Annotated in this window: 15 protein-coding genes; 4 read left to right on the top strand and 11 right to left on the bottom strand. The window is 40.2% G+C overall.

Features of this window, described 5'->3' with window-relative positions; all coding sequences use genetic code 11:
- Nucleotides 1–17: 17 nt before the first annotated feature.
- The 3 genes from EC846_RS04015 to EC846_RS04005 form a co-directional block, all read right to left on the bottom strand.
- Nucleotides 18–329, bottom strand: a complete 312-nt coding sequence (locus tag EC846_RS04015; protein WP_123774273.1) for a DUF305 domain-containing protein — start codon at nucleotides 327–329, stop codon at nucleotides 18–20.
- A gap of 258 nt (nucleotides 330–587) precedes the next feature.
- On the bottom strand, nucleotides 588–2792 hold the full coding sequence (locus tag EC846_RS04010; protein ID WP_123774272.1) for an OsmC domain/YcaO domain-containing protein: 2205 nt from the start codon (nucleotides 2790–2792) through the stop codon (nucleotides 588–590).
- A 251-nt stretch (nucleotides 2793–3043) separates the two neighbouring features.
- On the bottom strand, nucleotides 3044–3916 hold the full coding sequence (locus EC846_RS04005) for a LysR family transcriptional regulator (protein WP_123774271.1): 873 nt from the start codon (nucleotides 3914–3916) through the stop codon (nucleotides 3044–3046).
- Nucleotides 3917–4005: 89 nt separating this feature from the next.
- Here EC846_RS04005 and EC846_RS04000 point away from each other — a divergent pair, with 89 nt between their 5' ends.
- From EC846_RS04000 to EC846_RS03990, 3 genes are all read left to right on the top strand, one after another.
- Complete coding sequence (locus EC846_RS04000) at nucleotides 4006–4899, top strand: DMT family transporter (RefSeq protein ID WP_123774270.1); 894 nt, start codon at nucleotides 4006–4008, stop codon at nucleotides 4897–4899.
- Between the two features lie 92 nt (nucleotides 4900–4991).
- Nucleotides 4992–5351: an ArsR/SmtB family transcription factor gene (locus EC846_RS03995; RefSeq protein ID WP_123774269.1), complete on the top strand. Its 360-nt coding sequence runs from the start codon at nucleotides 4992–4994 to the stop codon at nucleotides 5349–5351.
- Nucleotides 5329–5802 (top strand): SRPBCC family protein, encoded by a 474-nt coding sequence (locus tag EC846_RS03990; RefSeq protein WP_123774268.1) that lies wholly within the window; start codon nucleotides 5329–5331, stop codon nucleotides 5800–5802. Before EC846_RS03995 ends, EC846_RS03990 begins: the two co-directional genes overlap by 23 nt.
- A gap of 70 nt (nucleotides 5803–5872) precedes the next feature.
- Here the strand turns inward: EC846_RS03990 and EC846_RS03985 are convergent, their stop codons facing one another.
- The 6 genes from EC846_RS03985 to EC846_RS03960 form a co-directional block, all read right to left on the bottom strand.
- The gene (locus EC846_RS03985) at nucleotides 5873–7033 is read right to left on the bottom strand and encodes a hypothetical protein (protein WP_123774267.1); all 1161 of its coding nucleotides are present in this window, start codon (nucleotides 7031–7033) and stop codon (nucleotides 5873–5875) included.
- Complete coding sequence (locus EC846_RS03980; protein ID WP_123774266.1) at nucleotides 7030–8367, bottom strand: TolC family protein; 1338 nt, start codon at nucleotides 8365–8367, stop codon at nucleotides 7030–7032. Before EC846_RS03980 ends, EC846_RS03985 begins: the two co-directional genes overlap by 4 nt.
- Nucleotides 8364–9950, bottom strand: a complete 1587-nt coding sequence (locus EC846_RS03975) for a GH3 family domain-containing protein (protein WP_123774265.1) — start codon at nucleotides 9948–9950, stop codon at nucleotides 8364–8366. Before EC846_RS03975 ends, EC846_RS03980 begins: the two co-directional genes overlap by 4 nt.
- Complete coding sequence (locus EC846_RS03970; protein WP_047427667.1) at nucleotides 9947–10768, bottom strand: hypothetical protein; 822 nt, start codon at nucleotides 10766–10768, stop codon at nucleotides 9947–9949. Before EC846_RS03970 ends, EC846_RS03975 begins: the two co-directional genes overlap by 4 nt.
- 156 nt (nucleotides 10769–10924) lie before the next feature.
- Nucleotides 10925–12472 (bottom strand): DHA2 family efflux MFS transporter permease subunit, encoded by a 1548-nt coding sequence (locus tag EC846_RS03965; protein WP_004772292.1) that lies wholly within the window; start codon nucleotides 12470–12472, stop codon nucleotides 10925–10927.
- 23 nt (nucleotides 12473–12495) lie between these two features.
- A complete protein-coding gene (locus EC846_RS03960; protein ID WP_123774264.1) occupies nucleotides 12496–13557 on the bottom strand; it encodes an HlyD family secretion protein in 1062 nt (353 codons plus the stop codon).
- 739 nt (nucleotides 13558–14296) lie between these two features.
- Between EC846_RS03960 and EC846_RS03955 the strand changes: the two genes are divergently transcribed.
- Entirely contained in the window at nucleotides 14297–15169 is an 873-nt protein-coding gene (locus tag EC846_RS03955; protein ID WP_004772294.1) for a bile acid:sodium symporter family protein, read from the top strand.
- Nucleotides 15170–15226: 57 nt separating this feature from the next.
- Here the strand turns inward: EC846_RS03955 and EC846_RS03950 are convergent, their stop codons facing one another.
- On the bottom strand, nucleotides 15227–16228 hold the full coding sequence (locus tag EC846_RS03950) for a 2-dehydropantoate 2-reductase (protein WP_123774263.1): 1002 nt from the start codon (nucleotides 16226–16228) through the stop codon (nucleotides 15227–15229).
- Nucleotides 16229–16384: 156 nt separating this feature from the next.
- Nucleotides 16385–17260, bottom strand: coding sequence for a glyoxalase III HchA (gene hchA, locus EC846_RS03945; RefSeq protein ID WP_123774262.1), 876 nt, complete (start codon nucleotides 17258–17260; stop codon nucleotides 16385–16387).
- Nucleotides 17261–17274 lie beyond the last annotated feature (14 nt).

Raw genomic sequence — 17274 nt, 5'->3', positions numbered from 1 at the left:
ATCAGTTCACCCAAGTCTTATAGCTGATGACGTTTGAGCCAAGCATTCATCACTTTTATTTCCAGCTCCTGAGCCATGATGATATCTGTTGCCAATCTATACACTTCAGGGTCACAACCATATTTCAAAGCAATTCTAGCCATATTTACTGCACCTTGATGATGTGGAATCATTCCCAACATGAAATCAATGTCTGCATTACCTGTATAATTAATTCTCATATCGATATGCATACGATTACTCGCTTCCATATAAGCACGTGTTGAAAGACTATAAGTATCACTTGAGTCATTTGAATTGGGCATTGTTACAGAGTGTTGTTCACGCATTCTTTTTTCCCTTTTGCTTAGTCGCATTACCCTTATTTAAGAGGAAATGGATGTACTATGTTAATGAAAATAAAGGGAGTAATGCAGTTAATAGATGAGATCTACTAAATCTCCCCTTATTAACAACACGGTAGTCCTTCCAATAATTGCAAGGTCAAGGGATCTATTTATTAAAATTTTGAATGCTTAAGTTTTATGTTCTTTTTATAAAAAAGTGCATGATCAACATGCACTTTTTAAATGAATATTTAACGTGTTTTAGACATTTAAGCCAACTGCTTTCGCACGCGCTTTGTGCAATTTTTTATAGCTGTCAATTAAACGTAAATGACGGTCAAGTCCTTCCAGTTGCATATTGGTTGGGGTTAAACCATAGAAACGAACCGTACCTTCAACCGAGCCGATAACCGCGTCCATACGTTCATTGCCAAACATACGGCGGAAATTGATCTCGTAATCTTCCAGTTCCATTTCGTCATCGAGCAACACTTCAAGCACGACATTCATGCACTGGTAGAATAAACCACGTTCTACCGTGTTGGTGTTGTACTGCAAGAAGGTCTCAACCAGCTCTTTGGCTTCTTCAAACTGTTGCAATGCAACATAGATCAATAACTTCAATTCAAGCAGCGTTAACTGACCCCAAACGGTATTGTCATCAAACTCAATACCAATTAATGTCGTGATTTCAGTGTAATCATCCAGTTCGCATTCTTCTAAACGCTCGACCAATGCTTCCAGCTGTGCTTCATCTAAACGATGTAGATTGAGAATATCTTCACGGAATAACAAGGCTTTATTGGTATTGTCCCAAATCAGGTCTTCAACCAGATAAATTTCAGAATAATCAGGCACCAGAATACGACATGCTGTTGCACCTAAGTGCTCATACACCGCCATGTAGACTTCTTTGCCCATTTCTTCAAGGATGCCAAACAACTCAGCCGCTTCCTCAGCATTCGAGTTTTCACCTTCATTGGTGAAGTCCCATTCTACAAAGTCATAATCAGATTTAGCACTAAAGAAACGCCAAGAGACCAAACCACTTGAATCAATGAAGTGCTCAACAAAGTTGTTTGGTTCGGTCACCGCATTGCTTTGGAAAGTCGGTTGCGGTAAGTCATTTAAACCTTCGAAACTACGACCTTGTAGTAGTTCAGTCAAACTACGTTCTAAAGCGACTTCAAAACTTGGGTGCGCGCCAAATGAGGCAAAGACACCGCCTGTGCGTGGGTTCATTAGCGTCACACACATTACAGGGAATTGACCGCCTAATGAAGCATCTTTGACAAGCACTGGGAAGCCTTGTTCTTCCAGACCTTGGATACCTGCCACGATACCTGGGTATTTTGCCAATACCTCTTGTGGTACGTCTGGCAAGGCAATTTCACCTTCCAAGATTTCACGTTTCACCGCACGTTCAAAAATTTCAGATAAGCATTGAACCTGAGCTTCAGCCAAAGTATTGCCCGCGCTCATGCCATTACTGAGATATAGGTTTTCAATCAGATTTGAAGGGAAATAGACAGTTTCATTGTCAGATTGACGTACAAATGGTAATGAACAGATACCACGTTCAGTATTACCTGAGTTAGTGTCGTACAGATGTGTGCCCAGTAACTCATCATCAGGGTTATAAATTTCGAGAGAGTATTCATCCAGAATTTCTTTTGGTAACTCACCATTTGGCCCCGGCTTAAACCATTTTTCATCTGGATAATGCACAAATTCTGCATTGGCAATTTCCTCACCCCAGAACTGGTCGTTATAGAAGAAATTACAGTTTAAACGTTCAATGAATTCACCTAAAGCCGATGCCAAAGCACTCTCTTTCGTTGAGCCTTTACCATTGGTAAAACACATTGGAGACTGTGCATCGCGGATGTGTAATGACCACACATTCGGCACAATATTACGCCATGATGCAATTTCAATCTTCATGCCTAAACCAGCCAAAATCTCAGACATATTGGCAATGGTTTGTTCTAGCGGCAGGTCTTTGCCCAGAATATAAGTATTGTTTTCTGAAGTCAGGCTTGGCATCAGCAACGCTTGCGCATCTGCATCAATACTTTCCACTTCTTCAATCACAAATTCAGGGCCAGTCTGAATCACCTTTTTTACCGTACAGCGATCAATTGAACGCAAGATCCCTTGACGGTCTTTTTCAGAAATATCCGCTGGAAGTTCAACCTGAATTTTAAAAATCTGTTTATAGCGGTTTTCAGGATCTACAATATTATTTTGTGATAAACGAATATTATCCGTTGGAATGTCACGCGCAGCACAATACACTTTGACAAAGTAAGCCGCACACAACGCAGATGAAGCAAGGAAATAGTCGAATGGACCGGGCGCAGAGCCATCGCCCTTATAGCGAATGGGCTGATCGGCGATTACCGTAAAATCATCAAACTTCGCCTCTTGTCGAAGATTGTCGAGATAATTAACCTTAATTTCCATGCGAACACCTAAATATTCTTATGCGTTGCAAGCACACAAGAGTGAAAATATTGATTGATAAGCCGAATCGTAGATATGAAATAGACTTAAAAAAGAAAGCTGTGGCTAAGGTCATTTAAGCACGATCGACCACTGACCTTAGTAATAATGGCCGCTATTATAGAAGTATTTTGTGTAATTGATAACTTTTGTCTGTTTTTCTAGCCTTTTTATGAACAGTCAGCTGAATTGTTGATGATTGAACCGGATATTTACAGTTGTGTTGCAATCTCAATAAATGCCTTTGCAATCGGCGTCATTTGCTGCTTGTTCTTCACAGCCAAGCCAATTGAGCGTTTAATATTTGGTGATAACGGTCGTTTTACGATATTGGGATACAGTTGCAAAATGTTTTGATCAAGAGATAAATCAGCCACAATAGATACCGCTGCATTGCTATTTACCATATTTAAAATCGACAGGATTTGAGAGAGATGGTACTTCACTTGAGGTGTTAGTTGAGCTGCACGAAACAATTCCAGCACATGATTTTGACTGCCTGCACTGGTCAAAATAAAAGGATAATCCATCAACTCTTCCAGTTTGACAGCAGCTTGTTGGGCAATCGGTAAATGCTTTGGTATCAAAGCTACAAAGATATCTTCCAATACAGCAAAAGTATCAAAGCGAGACTCAGGTAAAACCACAAAACCAAGATCAACTTTGCGCTCATCTATCCATTGCAACACCTCTTTATCTGTTCCTTCAAAAATCAACACGTCGATCTCAGGATATTCCCGACTAAAATTTTCTAAAATCAATGGAAGCAATACATTGGAAGAAGATGCGCCAAAGGAGCCGATACGCAAACTCCCTGTTTTAAAGCCTTTGTGGTCCATGACCTGTTGATGAATGATGGTTGAGACATTGAGCATTTCATTCACATAAGGCAGCAAACCTTGCCCTGCTGCGGTAAGTTCAACTTCATTGTTATTTCGATAAAATAGCTGAGTTTCCCATTTCTTTTCTAGGGATTTCAGTGCATGTGAAATCGCAGACTGTGAAATATTCAGTTGCTGTGCGGTCAGGGTAAAGTTTTTTAATTCTGCCAGTTTTGAAAAGATTTCGAGTTGAGTTAGCGTCATGATGGATCATTCATGAGTAAAAGCTCATTTTACTATAAAGATAAATTAGTTTTACGATTTGATTCAATTCTGTATTGATTAAAAACCTCATGCGCCATTTCGCAATTTCTCTGCCACGTTGTACTGTTTATTTTAAATTGATCTGTGTGGCTTTGATGTGGGGTGGCACCTTTGTCGCTGGACGTATTCTTGCCACAGAAGTTTCTCCAACTTTATCTGCACTGTTACGCTTCACAATTGCTGCCATCTTACTGCTTATTTTACTGATCAAAACAGCAGGCGGCTTTCCCCGTCTTTCCACTCAACAGCATATCTATGCAATTCTGATGGGTTTAACTGGGATATGCGCTTATAACCTGTTTTTCTTTGCTGCGCTTTCCCGAATTGAGGCAGGTCGAACGGCTTTATTTGTCAGTTTGTCACCTATCCTGACCGTCTTGATCATGCGTATTTTCTTTAACGAAAAGTTAAGCAGAGTCAAATATCTTGGTGTCTGCATTGCCCTTGTTGGAACACTGCTGGTGGTGACTCGCGGTGAAGTATTTAATGCCTTACAACAGTCTTTTGGGCTTGGTGAAATGATGATGTGTGGTGCGGTATTCAGTTGGGTGATTTATACCTTGTGCTTGAAACAAGCGAATACATCAGCTTTGACTATGACCACATACGCCGTCCTTTGGGGGACAGCATTTCTTTTCATCAGTTCAATGCCTGAGTTAAGTTATAAAACGCTTATGAATATCTCATTGAACAGTTGGCTAGCTGTTCTTTATTTAGGTGCTTTGGGTACCGTATTGGCCTTCATCTGGTATGCACAAGCCATTCATGCCATTGGGGCATCCAAAACCATTATTTTTACCAATCTTGTTCCGATCTTTGCTGTATTACTGGCCTTTTTTATACTGAAAGAACCGATTACTGGATCAATGGCTGTGGGTGCAGTCCTCAGTTTCGTCGGTATCTTATTGGTGAATAAATATTAAAAACAAAATGATAGCGATCATCTTTTAAAAACTTAGCTTTTTAGCTAAGTTTTTGTTGACATTAGGTCAATAAATACACAATACTTAGCTCTATGGCTAAGTATGATTCTAAACTCGATTTGTTGTTCAGTGCGCTTAGTGATCCAACGCGTAGAGATATCTTAACGCGGCTGTCTTTTGGGGCAGCCTCAATCACAGAGCTGGCTGAACAACATAATATGGCCCTGCCTTCTTTTCTAAAGCATTTGAACAAATTAGAGCAGGCTGGACTCATTCATTCTGAAAAAAATGGACGAATCAGAACTTGTGCTTTGGCCCCTGATGCATTTACGCCTATGCAAAACTGGTTAAGTGAACAACGAGCCATCTGGGAACAAAGACTCAATCAATTTGATCGTTACGCACTCGAATTAAAAAGGAAAAGAGAAAATGAAACTGGATCCCAAAACTGATTTAAAACTAGAAAGAGTGATTGATGTACCACGTGAACTGGTCTGGGAATGCTGGACGAAACCTGAACATATCAAACACTTCTTTATTCCTCTACCTCACTCGATCAAGGCCTGTGAAATTGATTTAAGAGTGGGTGGAAAATTCAATACCACTTTTGATGTGGATGGCAATGAAATTAAAAATGAAGGTGTCTATCTTGAAGTGATTGACGGCGAAAAACTGGTTTTTACTGATACCTATACTGAAGACTGGAAACCTGCTGAAAATCCATTTATGACTGCGATTCTATTACTTGAAGATGTGGGTAATGGTGCAACTAAATATACGGCGATTGCGCGACATCGGACTCAGGAAACCCGCCAACAGCATGAGGATATGGGCTTTTTTGAAGGTTGGGGAACCGTGGTTGATCAACTGGTCGAATATGCAAACAGCTTAAAAGCTCAATAATTTTCCCCCTTCTACTCAAAATGCCTCAAAGTTTACTTTCCAATACTTTGAGGCATTTTTATAGATCAAATCAAATCCGCCCAACTTCCAGATATGGAATTAAACTCTTATCAAAGTTCGGACGTGGATCACCCGCAAAACTAATAAAGCCATGCATTCCTGTTAATCGTTCACCTTTATAAAACTGATTCAACTGGTAGCGTGGATCTTGATGCGACAAGGTAAAACTCACTACCCCAACACCTTTCTGCTTAGACAATTGATAGGCATCTTCAAGCATTAAATGGTGCAGCCCCAAATGTCGTGGATGAGACAATAAGCTGTGTAACACATGATATTTGAGCGAATCACCTAGTTTCGGCAATGGCATTGCTTTGGTGATTTTGGTCAATAAATTATAAACAGGACGAAATACACCAATTAAGGGGCTGTAATGCAGGATTTTGGTTTGCTTCAGGCTATGCTGATCCCACAATCCAAACATACCGACTAATTTTTCATTCTGAAAATACAATTGAAAGTCTGACAATTGTAGACCCGTAAAATAGTGATGCCCTGCTTGCAGTTCTTCAAAATTATAAGCAGGAATAAAATTATAGTGCTGTGCCATTGCAGCAATAAACGCATTCATTGCAGGGATATCTTCTGGTTTAGCAACACGAGAATGGATGTTGCCTATTTCTGTGTGCTTGGTCATTTCTAAGAATGCATCGATATCACGTTTTGTCCCTAAATGGGTCAAAGTCAAAGTTTCGATCAGACCTTCATCATAGTAATCCGGAATTCCTGTTTTACCGGTTTGTATGGCAGCTCTTGCGGCATAATTATCATTGAAAATAATCATTTGGCTAAAATCAGGTTCATGGAGCGTCTGTTTGACGTGTGCACCAAGAATCTTGACCAATGATTTACCCCGATAATTGGGATCAACCCGCAAATCACTGGCATATCGCACATTTTGTACCGCGTTATCGACATAACATGGACGATGGCCGTTGCTGTAACACGCAACATTCTTCTGATTCTCGGTATCTTCAATCACCACATGCAGTTTATGTCGATACAAGATATCTGATGCCTTAAAATAACTCGGTTCGCGCTGAAAGCTGATTTGCACGCCTTTGGTGGTCATTGGCACGGCAATCAGTTCACGTAAAGCCTGATCATCTGCCAATGTGGCTTCACGTGTAATCAAGCTGCTTTCAGTTGATGTCGGTGGATTTGTTTTCATTCATTATTCACCTGTGTTGTGGTCTGGTTTGGAACCAGCTGATTTAATTGTCCCATTTGATCAAGAAGTTGATAGACAAAAACAACTTCATCCTGTTCATTAACTGTTTTCTGGGTCTGTACATCCAATAATTTTTGTTCGGTATTGAGCAAATCAAAGGTTGTTTTGGTCCCTAACTCAAACTCTTTTCGGGTATAAACAAAAGCAATCGACGCCGCATCTATAGCATTTTGAAGTGCCTCTTTATTTTGTCGAATGGTTTGCAGTTGTGCGTATGTCGTCCGTGCGCGCTGATTCAGATCAAGCTCAAGCGTTCGGATTTTCTGGTTAGCTAAGTCGACATCTGCCTGTGCTTTTCGCGTATTGGCCCGATTCAGGCCATCATCAAACAAAGGCACATTCAACTGTACCCCCACCATGTAATTGTTACTTTCAGAACCGATATAACTGGCTTCATGCTGCTTGCCCGCACGGCTGGTCAACATGACTGTAGGCCAGAGTTCCCGTTTGGTTAAGGCATATTGTTTCTCGGCAGCTTGCTTCTCGTATTTCGCGCGCATCAAAGCAGGATGATGATTGGTTTTTGCCAAGATTTCATCCAATTGATTAGAAATGACGGGAAGATGTTTAATCGACACAAGATTCTCAGGCGTGACCCCCGTAATTTGATAAAACTGTGCTTCACTTACGGTGAGATTGGATTGCGCCTGTGTAATATCAGCTTGTCCTTGAGCCACTTGAGCTAAAACCTGTGCCAGATCTGCGCGGGTAATCATGCCCACATCAAAACGTCGTTGTGATTCATAAAGCGAGCGTTGCAGATTAGACATGGTCTTTTTCCGCAGCTCTAAAATCGCTTTCTTTTTTAATACATCGGTATAGACCATGACCGTATTCAGAATGGTTTCCGATCTTTGATCCGATAAACCCTGCGCTTGTGCAGATAACTGATTTTTCGCCACATCAACCCCTAAGCGATGTCGTCCAGAGGTGTAGACGGGATAATCCAGTTGTAATTGCAGACTTCGGCCCTTACGGTTGCCTTCAGTTGGAAACATGACCTGAGCAGGTGTTTCCACCCGCTCATAATCCAGTTGCCCGACCAGATTAACTTTTAAACCATCTCGCTGTTTGGCCTGCTCAAGCATTGCTGTAGATTGATTCACACTTAAGCGACTTACTTCGAGTTGACTTTCATGTCTTAAACTTGCTGACAATGCCTCATCTAAAGTCATCGCAGTCACGTTATTTGAAACGAACAACATCCCCACGCATAGTGCAATATGCGTGGACTTAAAAAGCTGATTATTAAATTGCATTATCCCTTTCTTCATAGTTGTTCCAAACTATTCAGGGTAATTTTCTTTAAGGGTTCAGGCTTGATATTGCCTTCAATAATGCCGTCAAACATGACCAGTTTCTTATAAGCATTCCAACCATTATGGGCTTGACGAATCTGCGGCTGATCTAACTGACCGAGATTGCGGGCAAGTTCATAATGGAAGTTCTGGCGCAAGATACGATCAATATATTCATCGTTAATGCTGTGATGGATTTCTCCTTCGAACAGGACACAATAAAAAGGTTTAACCTGTTGTTCTGTATCTATGGCAAGCAAAGAGATTGCTTTAGATTCCGTTTCATTAAGCTGTGAAAGTAGTTGTTGCGCCGTTTCAGGTGCAAGTTTCTCTCCCACCAGATCAACGCCAAAACGACGTCCCTGAAACTCGAAACAAGGGATTTGTTGCAGAAAACCTGTGACACGCAAACAATCATCTAGACAATAACGGAGTAAACCATTGCCCGAAGTAATAATGGGGCTCACTACATCACCAGCTTTGAGTTCCCATGACGGGATAATCTGGCCCTGCTTCTCACCTTCAAGATACTCAAACTCATAAAAATGACTCTGATAAGCAAGCGGATATTGATCGTTATATGGAATGGTCACCACACCTTCAGTCGCCCACAAGCCTTTGCCTTCAAATTGCACAGATGGAAGGCGTTGTTGCAATTTCTCGGCCCAAGCTTTGGAACCAGCGGTATCCCAACTGGACACTAGACTTAATTTTGGCCAGAGTTTTTTGAAATCAATCTGCTCGCCATTGGAACTGCTAATTAAAGCCTGAGCACTTTCAGGGCTATATGGCGCAGTAACTTCTTTGAGTGAAATTTGGCGACCTCCCCATAAACCACTTTCAAGTACCTCAATGACTTCTTGTTGCATTGCCTCTAAACGATCTAAGAGTTGCAATGCAAAAGTTGGACTCCAGACAGAGATCATCGCCAGATTTCGGTTTGCAACCAAATAACAGATTGTCGCAAATAATGCATCATCGGCATTCGCGGCAAAAGCCACATTACTTGGAACAGCTTGGGTAAACTTCGATAAAATCCGTTTACCCATCCCCAATAATGCACTGTCATCATTTAAGTTTTTGTCTTTCAAAACTTCTCGCTGACTTTCAGGCAACCATGACACTGACCAGTAATGTGTGCCCGAGCTGAGTTGAGGACACTTGCGATACATACTGGCTAACCACGGTGCAATCGCATGATCAAGTTCATCTAAAAACAACTTGGTATAAGGAATAAATTTGATCTGTTCGCTTGAACCACTGGTCGGTTGAAAACGCACCAGCTTGCTGCTGGAAAGCGCCACCTTTTGCTCACGATAGCGTTGAATTTCTTCTCGCCAAGCGCCGTAACGCGTGGCAGAAAATGATTTTACAAACTGCTCATAGTTTTGAACTTTTTTATCTTTCGCAAAGCTTGAGGTTTGTAAAATCGAATGCAAAATTTGACGTTGTGTTGCTTCTAATGCATTAAACTGTTTTTGAAAATTACGATCAGATGCATTGCACCATTGCTTTAAAATAAGATGCGAGCCTGTTGTTAGCCATTCATTCGGTTTCATTGGATGGCCTCTCTACGGTTGGTTTTAGTCGTTAAAATCGCCTCACATTTGCCTTTGCTGACTGGCTTTCTCATGAGCTTCACTGGAAAACGGGCAATATCTTTCCAGCCCATACGTCCAATACATGGGAGTTCAGTGCCAATGCTCCAGGTTGGATTTTTCTGCTCAAAGAAATGAATATTTGGATTCTTTTCTCTCATTTCAGCTGTAATCGGTGCAATTTCACCTTTTAATGGTTGATAATCCTCACCAAAATTTAATAATCCAGCTTCTTTATCATAATATTCGCCAAAGAAGTTTTCGCAGTAATGTTCAATGACTGAGGAGAGATGCTGATTTTCATCTTTGATATTTGGGTAGTACACATAATAATTATTGGCAAGTAATAAATAGGTTTTATAACCCTTAGAAATCAGCAACCAGTACAGCTCATTAAATGGATATCTGATTCTTAACTTGATCATCAGTTTGAGCATGGTGCTTTGCAGCGAACGCGTTCCCCAAAACTCTCTTAAAATCACAGTATCACCGCTAAATAAAACGGTATAGTCCTTGCCATTTAAATAGAAATGTTGCACAACGACTGTAGAGAAACCCACGATTTCATCGGTTTGTGAATTAAAAACCAGAATTACACCACTTTTCTTTTTAAAATCCTCTGCAAATATAGAAAATCTGGTGTTTTCATAATATTGTTCATAAATAGAGTACATCACTTTTAATCGATCAATATCGATTTGCTCTTTTTCAAAATACTGACCATAGGTACGTTCTTTCTGGTTAAATTTTGAAATTAGTTTATATGTTGTATTAATCATAATACTTTAACCTTCTAAATCTAGATACACGAGTACCCCTACCTCATATAGAGGTATTAAAAATACTTATATAAATATTCTTTTCTTATAACGGGATATGTTTTATATAAGCCCTATTGTTTTTTCATTTTTGAAATTACCCTCTATTTAAAATATCTACATATCCATCTTTTTCCCCCGATCCATAAATATGGTTAAAAAAGCCGTCACAAACATAATGATTGCGAGCATACGTAATAAATCATTGAAACTTGATGTAAGCGCCTGATAATGAATGTCACGGTAAATCACGCTCAGCGCAATTTGCTGTGCATTTGAACCGACTTCCTGATATTGCGCAGTCAACTGATCCAGTCTTTCGACAAAGATCCAGTTCTGTGGCGTCATATATTGATTAATTTGGGTCACATGTAGCGCTGTTAGCCAGTCCAGTGAGGAATTGATCAATGCCAAGCCAACTGCTCCACCAATATTGCGCATCAGGTTATAAATACCACTGGCATCGGCCACTTTACTCAGTGGTAATGTGCTCATGGCTAAATGTGAAACCACAATCAGACAAATCATCAGGCCGATACCACGATAAATTTGTGGCCAGAACATAAAGTCATAATCACTGTGGATGCTGAGATGTGAATTCAGCCATACCCCGAACCCCGCCAAAATCATGCCAACGAATACGGTTTTGCGAGTGTCAAAATTAGGAATCAGCCAAGCAAGGAACGGCGCAAAAAAGAACATCACCACGCCTGTCACCATCATAATGTGACCAATCTGGCTACTGTTCATTTCTCGAACCTGCCCAAGAAAAACAGGAATCATATAGCCCAAGCCATACAGCGCCATGCCGATGACAAAGGTCGTAATTGCACTTAGAGTGAAGTTCTTGTTTTTGAATACGCTTAGATCAAGTAAAGGCTTAGGCTGAGTAAAGCTTCGAGTGAAGAAAATCATGCCGCCGATCAGGCAGATCATAAAGGCTATACGAACACCTGAATCTGCAAGCCAGTCATGCCGTGCGCCTTCATCAAGGAAATATTCCAGCCCACCCAAGAACATCGCCATACCAATCAGACTCAGCCAGTCCATAGTTTTAATCAGTGAATAATTGGCGCGGTCAATATTTGGCCCTGAGTAAATCACAGTGGCAATAATAATCCCCGGAATGATATTGATCAGGAACATCCAGTGCCATGAGAAATTATTGGTTAACCAGCCGCCAATAGTTGGGCCAATCGCTGGGCCTAATGTACTGACCATCCCGAAGGTCACCAACGGTAATGAGCGTTTTGCTTCAGGAAAAAGCAGATACAACGCTGTCATCGAAGTTGGAATCATGCCTCCGCCCATAAAGCCCTGAATGCCACGGAAAACCAGTAAACTTTCCAGATTCCATGCCAACGCACAAAGCAGTGAGCTGATGGTAAATCCAACCGCACAAATGGTGTAATAGACACGTGTAGAAAGCACACGCGATACAATGCTAGACATAGGGATCGCGATAATTTCTGCAATCAAATAAACCGTTTGTACCCAAGTTACTTCATAACGGCTTGCACTCATACCTGCTTGAACTTCATTTAAAGAACTCGCTACGATCTGAATATCAAGGATCGCCATAAAGTTGCCAAAAATCATGGCAGCAAAAATTGCCCATGCGGTTTTTCGAGGGAATTTCCATTCACTTTCGACAGACTGATTCATCACTTACACCTAAGACTTTATGATTAAGTTCTGAGATCAACGGTCGCGCTGACCGACATTCCCGGTTTAATGAGATCAATATGCGGGCTTGAATCTATGGTGATGCGAACAGGAATACGTTGTACAACTTTGTTAAAATTCCCCGTCGCATTGTCAGGTGGCATGAGTGAAAAAGTAGCCCCGGATGCTGGAGAAAAGCTTTCGATTTTTCCGGTGTATGTCAGGCTTGGATATGCATCTATTTTTAATTTAACTTGCTGGCCAACATGCATTTTTTCAATTTGAGTTTCTTTGAAATTGGCCTGCACATATAAGCTTTTTTCAGGAATGATTGCCATCAAACGCGTTTGTGGCGAGACCCGTGATCCCTTCTGGATTGCAAGACTGCCAACTTTGCCCGACACTGGGCTAACCACTTTTGATGAAGCAAGATCAATCTGATAAAGATCTAGACTCGCATTAGCATTTTGAATATCTGCCAAAATTTGCGCTCTACTTGCCTGTAAGCTACCGAGTTGTGCTTCGGCTGCATTGACAGCGGCTTGTGCCTTAGTCAGTTGTGCCTGTGCGGTTAAATACTGGGACTGGACACCTTCAAAATTTTGGCGGGTAATCACCCCATCTTTTAACAAGTCTTGATAACGTTCAAAATCTTTTTTCAAGCGGGATAAGTCGGCTTGCGCTGCAACAACACCACTATTTGCTTCACTAATAGATGACTTGGCTGATTTTTCATTTTGCTGCTGCACCCCAAGCGCTGCCTGTTTTAAGGTTACGACTGAACGGGCTTGATCATAACGAGCTTGATAATCACGATGATCCAGTATCGCCAAGGTCTCGCCTTTTTTAACTACCTGATTATCCTTAATGATCAATTCAATCACTTCACCAGATATTTTTGGCATTACCCAAGTGACATCAGCTTGAACATAGGCATTATCGGTAGACTGATAATATCGATATACAAAAAAATAATATATAATGCCGATAATGAGTAATAACAGAAGCGCACTAAAAACAGCCCATGTTATTTTTTTTCGACTTTGGAAATTAGTGTCAGTTTCTAGCTGAGCGACGTTATCCATATTCATTCCGCTTATTTGTAATATTCAATTTTTTATTTACACCAACAAAATATTGGCGTCTTTTTTACGTAACTTTTCACTTGGTTTTATTCAATAAATCGTCACAGTGTAAAAATTGATGCAAATTATCATTCTTAAGTCAAATAAATATCATTGACCGTTTTGACAGGTGTTTTTTCTATTTCTGCCAGTAGACAGAATGTTATAAAAACTATATTTAAAATTTATGTAATTGTAAGCTTGGCCTACTTTATCTTCATAAACTTATTTTTTAAAATAGATCTATAATGTTGTTAAACCTATATATATTATTTTTTATTGTTTTGCCACAAATTTTCCTCATTAACAAAAAAGGCCACATCTTTTGCTTGTTTTATATACATAATCTGCTTTCGTTAACAAAATCCATATAACGTTATAAAAATGTAAAACGTCATATTTGGGAGTTTTATCTCTTATGCTTTTCAATTTATTTTGAATAAACTGTCATCTATTTGACAAATTTATGCTGTCAAAGTTAATAAAATATTTAAGTGATATAAATGATTAGAATTAATAACATAAAGACATTAATTTGTTATTTAGTTTTGATAATCGATGATTTTATTTGAGAACCAGTTTAATAAATTAACCGACTTATGCCAAATATATCAACAAAATTATTGGAAAGTTGATATCTTCATAGGAAATAATATATAAATTTTTTTAATATAATTTTAACTCAAAGGAACGAATAGTTATGGATTCAGGATTGATCACCCTTTTCTTGCCAATCGCACTTGCCATTGTCATGGCGGGTATGGGCTTGGAACTCACCTTAAAAGATTTCGCCCGTGTCACCAAACACCCAAAAGCCGTTATCATTGCCCTGTTTTGCCAATTAGTTTTATTGGTCGGGATTGCATTCTTGATTTGTAAAATCCTTGCACTACCGCCGTTACTAGCTGTGGGCCTCATGCTCTTAGCAGCTTCACCGGGTGGCTCGACTGCTAACTTATTCAGTTATTTGTATAAGGGTGACATCGCTTTAAATATTAGTTTGACCGCACTCAATGCCTTGGTTGCTGCCCTGTTCTTACCGTTTATTGTCAATTTCGCCATTTTGCATTTTATGAATGAAGGACAACATGTCGGGCTACAATTTTCTAAAATTCTACAAGTATTTCTAATTATCTTGGTGCCTGTGGCAATCGGTATGCTGGTTCGTCATTTTGCCCCACATTTAGCAGAAAAGTTAAATCGTCCTGTACGTATTTTTGCGATTGTTTTCTTACTTATCATTATTGCTGGGGCAATTTTTAATGAGCGGCATAATCTGGTTGAATATCTGGGACAGATTGGCTTTGCTACCGCGTTATTCTGTGCAATCAGTTTGGCAGTTGGTTATTTTGTACCGCGTTTCTTTGGGATCAGTTCATATCAAGCCCGTGCCTGTGCATTTGAAATCGGGATTCATAACAGCACCCTTGCCATGACGATTGCGCTTACAATTATGGCCAGTACAACGATCGCAATGCCAGCCGCAGTTTATTCTATTTTTATGTATATCTTCGCTACAATCTTTGGCATTTTGATTACCCGCTTTGGGCCACCAGTGACTGAGAAATCTTAAATATTTGTTTTATCGTCAATAGCGTATGACTGATTTTCAGTGATACGCTATTTTTAATTATACGACTTCTAGCTGTTGTCGAAGCGCTTGTGCTGACCAAGCCTGAGGAGAAGTTTCCGCCTGTTTAACAAGCTGAATCAATTTTGCATTGATAGGTGCTTCTAAATTGAGCTGTTCTGCTAAACGAACAACCTCTCCATTAATCCAGTCAATTTCAGTTGTTCGTCCTGCCATCAGATCATCTGCCATAGATGAACGAGCCAGTGGATCAATGGCTAACATTTTCTTACTCACCACATTAAAAATGAAATCTGGCAATCTCAATACCACAGGAACAATTTGTGCTGGCAAAGCCGTGAGTTGAGCAGGTTGAATATGCGCAATTTTCAGCAATCTCAACGCTTCCATTTGTGCCATTGCCAGACATTGACGGTATGCCCGAATAGAAAGCTGTTGTTTTAATGGAAGCTGCGATAAGGCATTCACTGCGTTATTTAAATTCAGAATTAACTTCGCCCACTGTACTGCCTTCATATCCGGCTCCAGTTTCAGTTCCAGCCCTGCGGTTTTAAATGCGTTCATTAGCTCATACAGCGCATCATTTTGCTTGATATATAACTCACCTTCTGTACCTTGATGAAACCCACCATTTCCCAAAGCCGCGACATTAAAAGGAACCATGCCTGCAAGAATGGTTTGGTTGGGCAGAATCTGTTTTAAAATCTCCGCATTTCTTAAACCATTTTGAAAACTGATAATCAATGTTTTGTTTTTTAAAACAGTTTTTAACTCATGAGCAACGTGTTCAGTGGCTGCTGATTTAACACAAACAAGAATAATATCTGCTTGCGCTGCAACTTGTGGATCATCGCTCAATTGAAGCTGACTTGCTGCAATCGTTTGTTGATACCCAAGATAATCCGAAACTGTCAGACCATATTGTTGTAATTGCTGGCGAATTCTAGGGCGTACAATAAATTGAACATCGCATCCTATGGCTGCCAACCGCCCTCCCAGATAACAACCAATATTGCCTGCACCATAAATACATATTTTCATTCAACATCCTGTTCAGTTTGCGTCCGTATGGGTTACTGTAACCCGAAGTCTAAAAAGAGATTGTCATTGAGTTGACAATTGATCAGCCAAAACAGGTCAAAAAAAAATAAAAAAGCCCAACAATCAATGTCAGGCTTTCATTTTTATCTCAAGCAATTAACGTAGGTCCAGATCGGCCAATAATGTCGTTGCTGCCAATTTTCCTAAATTATTTGAAGCCAGCGGACTATCACCTGTCAGTAATTTTCGATCTTGATGTACCTGACCTGTAATTCCTTTATTCAAGATTTTAACGCCAAGTTTTTCCAGATTTTCACCGACCAACCACGGCAGTTGCCCTGGCATATAACCGATATCAATATTCGCACCTTTATCTAGGGAATCGGGGAAAACACAAACCTGATAGTCTTTGAAAATATAATCTTGTGGATTTTCATCTACAGCGGCAGCCAGTAGTGATGCTGGCCCATGACACAAGGTAATCACATACTTATCATTTGCAATGGCCCACTTTAATAATGCTTTGACTTCGGTGCTTTGCGGAATTTTAGCCAATACACCATGTCCACCTGGGATAAAAATACCTGCATAAGGTGAATCAGCGCTTAAGGCTTTCTCGAGCACATCAGCGAGTTTTAACGGCGCTTTGAGCTGTTTCTCATATTTTTTATAGGTGTCTAATACCACTTGTTCTTCGTTTGGCATCGCCCACATTTCCAGCTTGACTGGATTTCCTGAAAGCGTTGCAACGTCAAAGGCAAAGCCTGCATTATCCAGATGAAACATTGGCAATAACATTTCAACGGGATGATTTCCTGTAGAAAAGAATTTTTCATTCTGCATCAAGATATAACGTTCGTCTGTCGCGATCATTAAAATCTTTTTATCACCCTGATAGGGTTGTGGGTAGGTTGTACCATCATAGTCAGTTTTAGCGGAGGTATACTGGCTCAATGAATAGGGCGATGGGAAGAATGCATTGTCTTCTGCAAGATCAGGTGTTGGATTACGATCATCAAGATTTGTTGTCATTTCAAGTTTCCTCA

The sequence above is a fragment of the Acinetobacter sp. BIGb0102 genome, assembly GCF_003815055.1.
In the GTDB taxonomy this organism is placed as follows: domain Bacteria; phylum Pseudomonadota; class Gammaproteobacteria; order Pseudomonadales; family Moraxellaceae; genus Acinetobacter; species Acinetobacter vivianii.
This window is presented reverse-complemented; position numbering and strand designations above follow the sequence as displayed.

Coding starts and splice junctions, on each gene's coding strand:
- EC846_RS04015 (WP_123774273.1), bottom strand. CDS start 329: ATGCGTGAACAACACTCTGTAACAATGCCCAATTCAAATGACTCAAGT.
- EC846_RS04010 (WP_123774272.1), bottom strand. CDS start 2,792: ATGGAAATTAAGGTTAATTATCTCGACAATCTTCGACAAGAGGCGAAG.
- EC846_RS04005 (WP_123774271.1), bottom strand. CDS start 3,916: ATGACGCTAACTCAACTCGAAATCTTTTCAAAACTGGCAGAATTAAAA.
- EC846_RS04000 (WP_123774270.1), top strand. CDS start 4,006: ATGCGCCATTTCGCAATTTCTCTGCCACGTTGTACTGTTTATTTTAAA.
- EC846_RS03995 (WP_123774269.1), top strand. CDS start 4,992: ATGGCTAAGTATGATTCTAAACTCGATTTGTTGTTCAGTGCGCTTAGT.
- EC846_RS03990 (WP_123774268.1), top strand. CDS start 5,329: ATGAAACTGGATCCCAAAACTGATTTAAAACTAGAAAGAGTGATTGAT.
- EC846_RS03985 (WP_123774267.1), bottom strand. CDS start 7,033: ATGAAAACAAATCCACCGACATCAACTGAAAGCAGCTTGATTACACGT.
- EC846_RS03980 (WP_123774266.1), bottom strand. CDS start 8,367: ATGAAGAAAGGGATAATGCAATTTAATAATCAGCTTTTTAAGTCCACG.
- EC846_RS03975 (WP_123774265.1), bottom strand. CDS start 9,950: ATGAAACCGAATGAATGGCTAACAACAGGCTCGCATCTTATTTTAAAG.
- EC846_RS03970 (WP_047427667.1), bottom strand. CDS start 10,768: ATGATTAATACAACATATAAACTAATTTCAAAATTTAACCAGAAAGAA.
- EC846_RS03965 (WP_004772292.1), bottom strand. CDS start 12,472: ATGAATCAGTCTGTCGAAAGTGAATGGAAATTCCCTCGAAAAACCGCA.
- EC846_RS03960 (WP_123774264.1), bottom strand. CDS start 13,557: ATGGATAACGTCGCTCAGCTAGAAACTGACACTAATTTCCAAAGTCGA.
- EC846_RS03955 (WP_004772294.1), top strand. CDS start 14,297: ATGGATTCAGGATTGATCACCCTTTTCTTGCCAATCGCACTTGCCATT.
- EC846_RS03950 (WP_123774263.1), bottom strand. CDS start 16,228: ATGAAAATATGTATTTATGGTGCAGGCAATATTGGTTGTTATCTGGGA.
- hchA (WP_123774262.1), bottom strand. CDS start 17,260: ATGACAACAAATCTTGATGATCGTAATCCAACACCTGATCTTGCAGAA.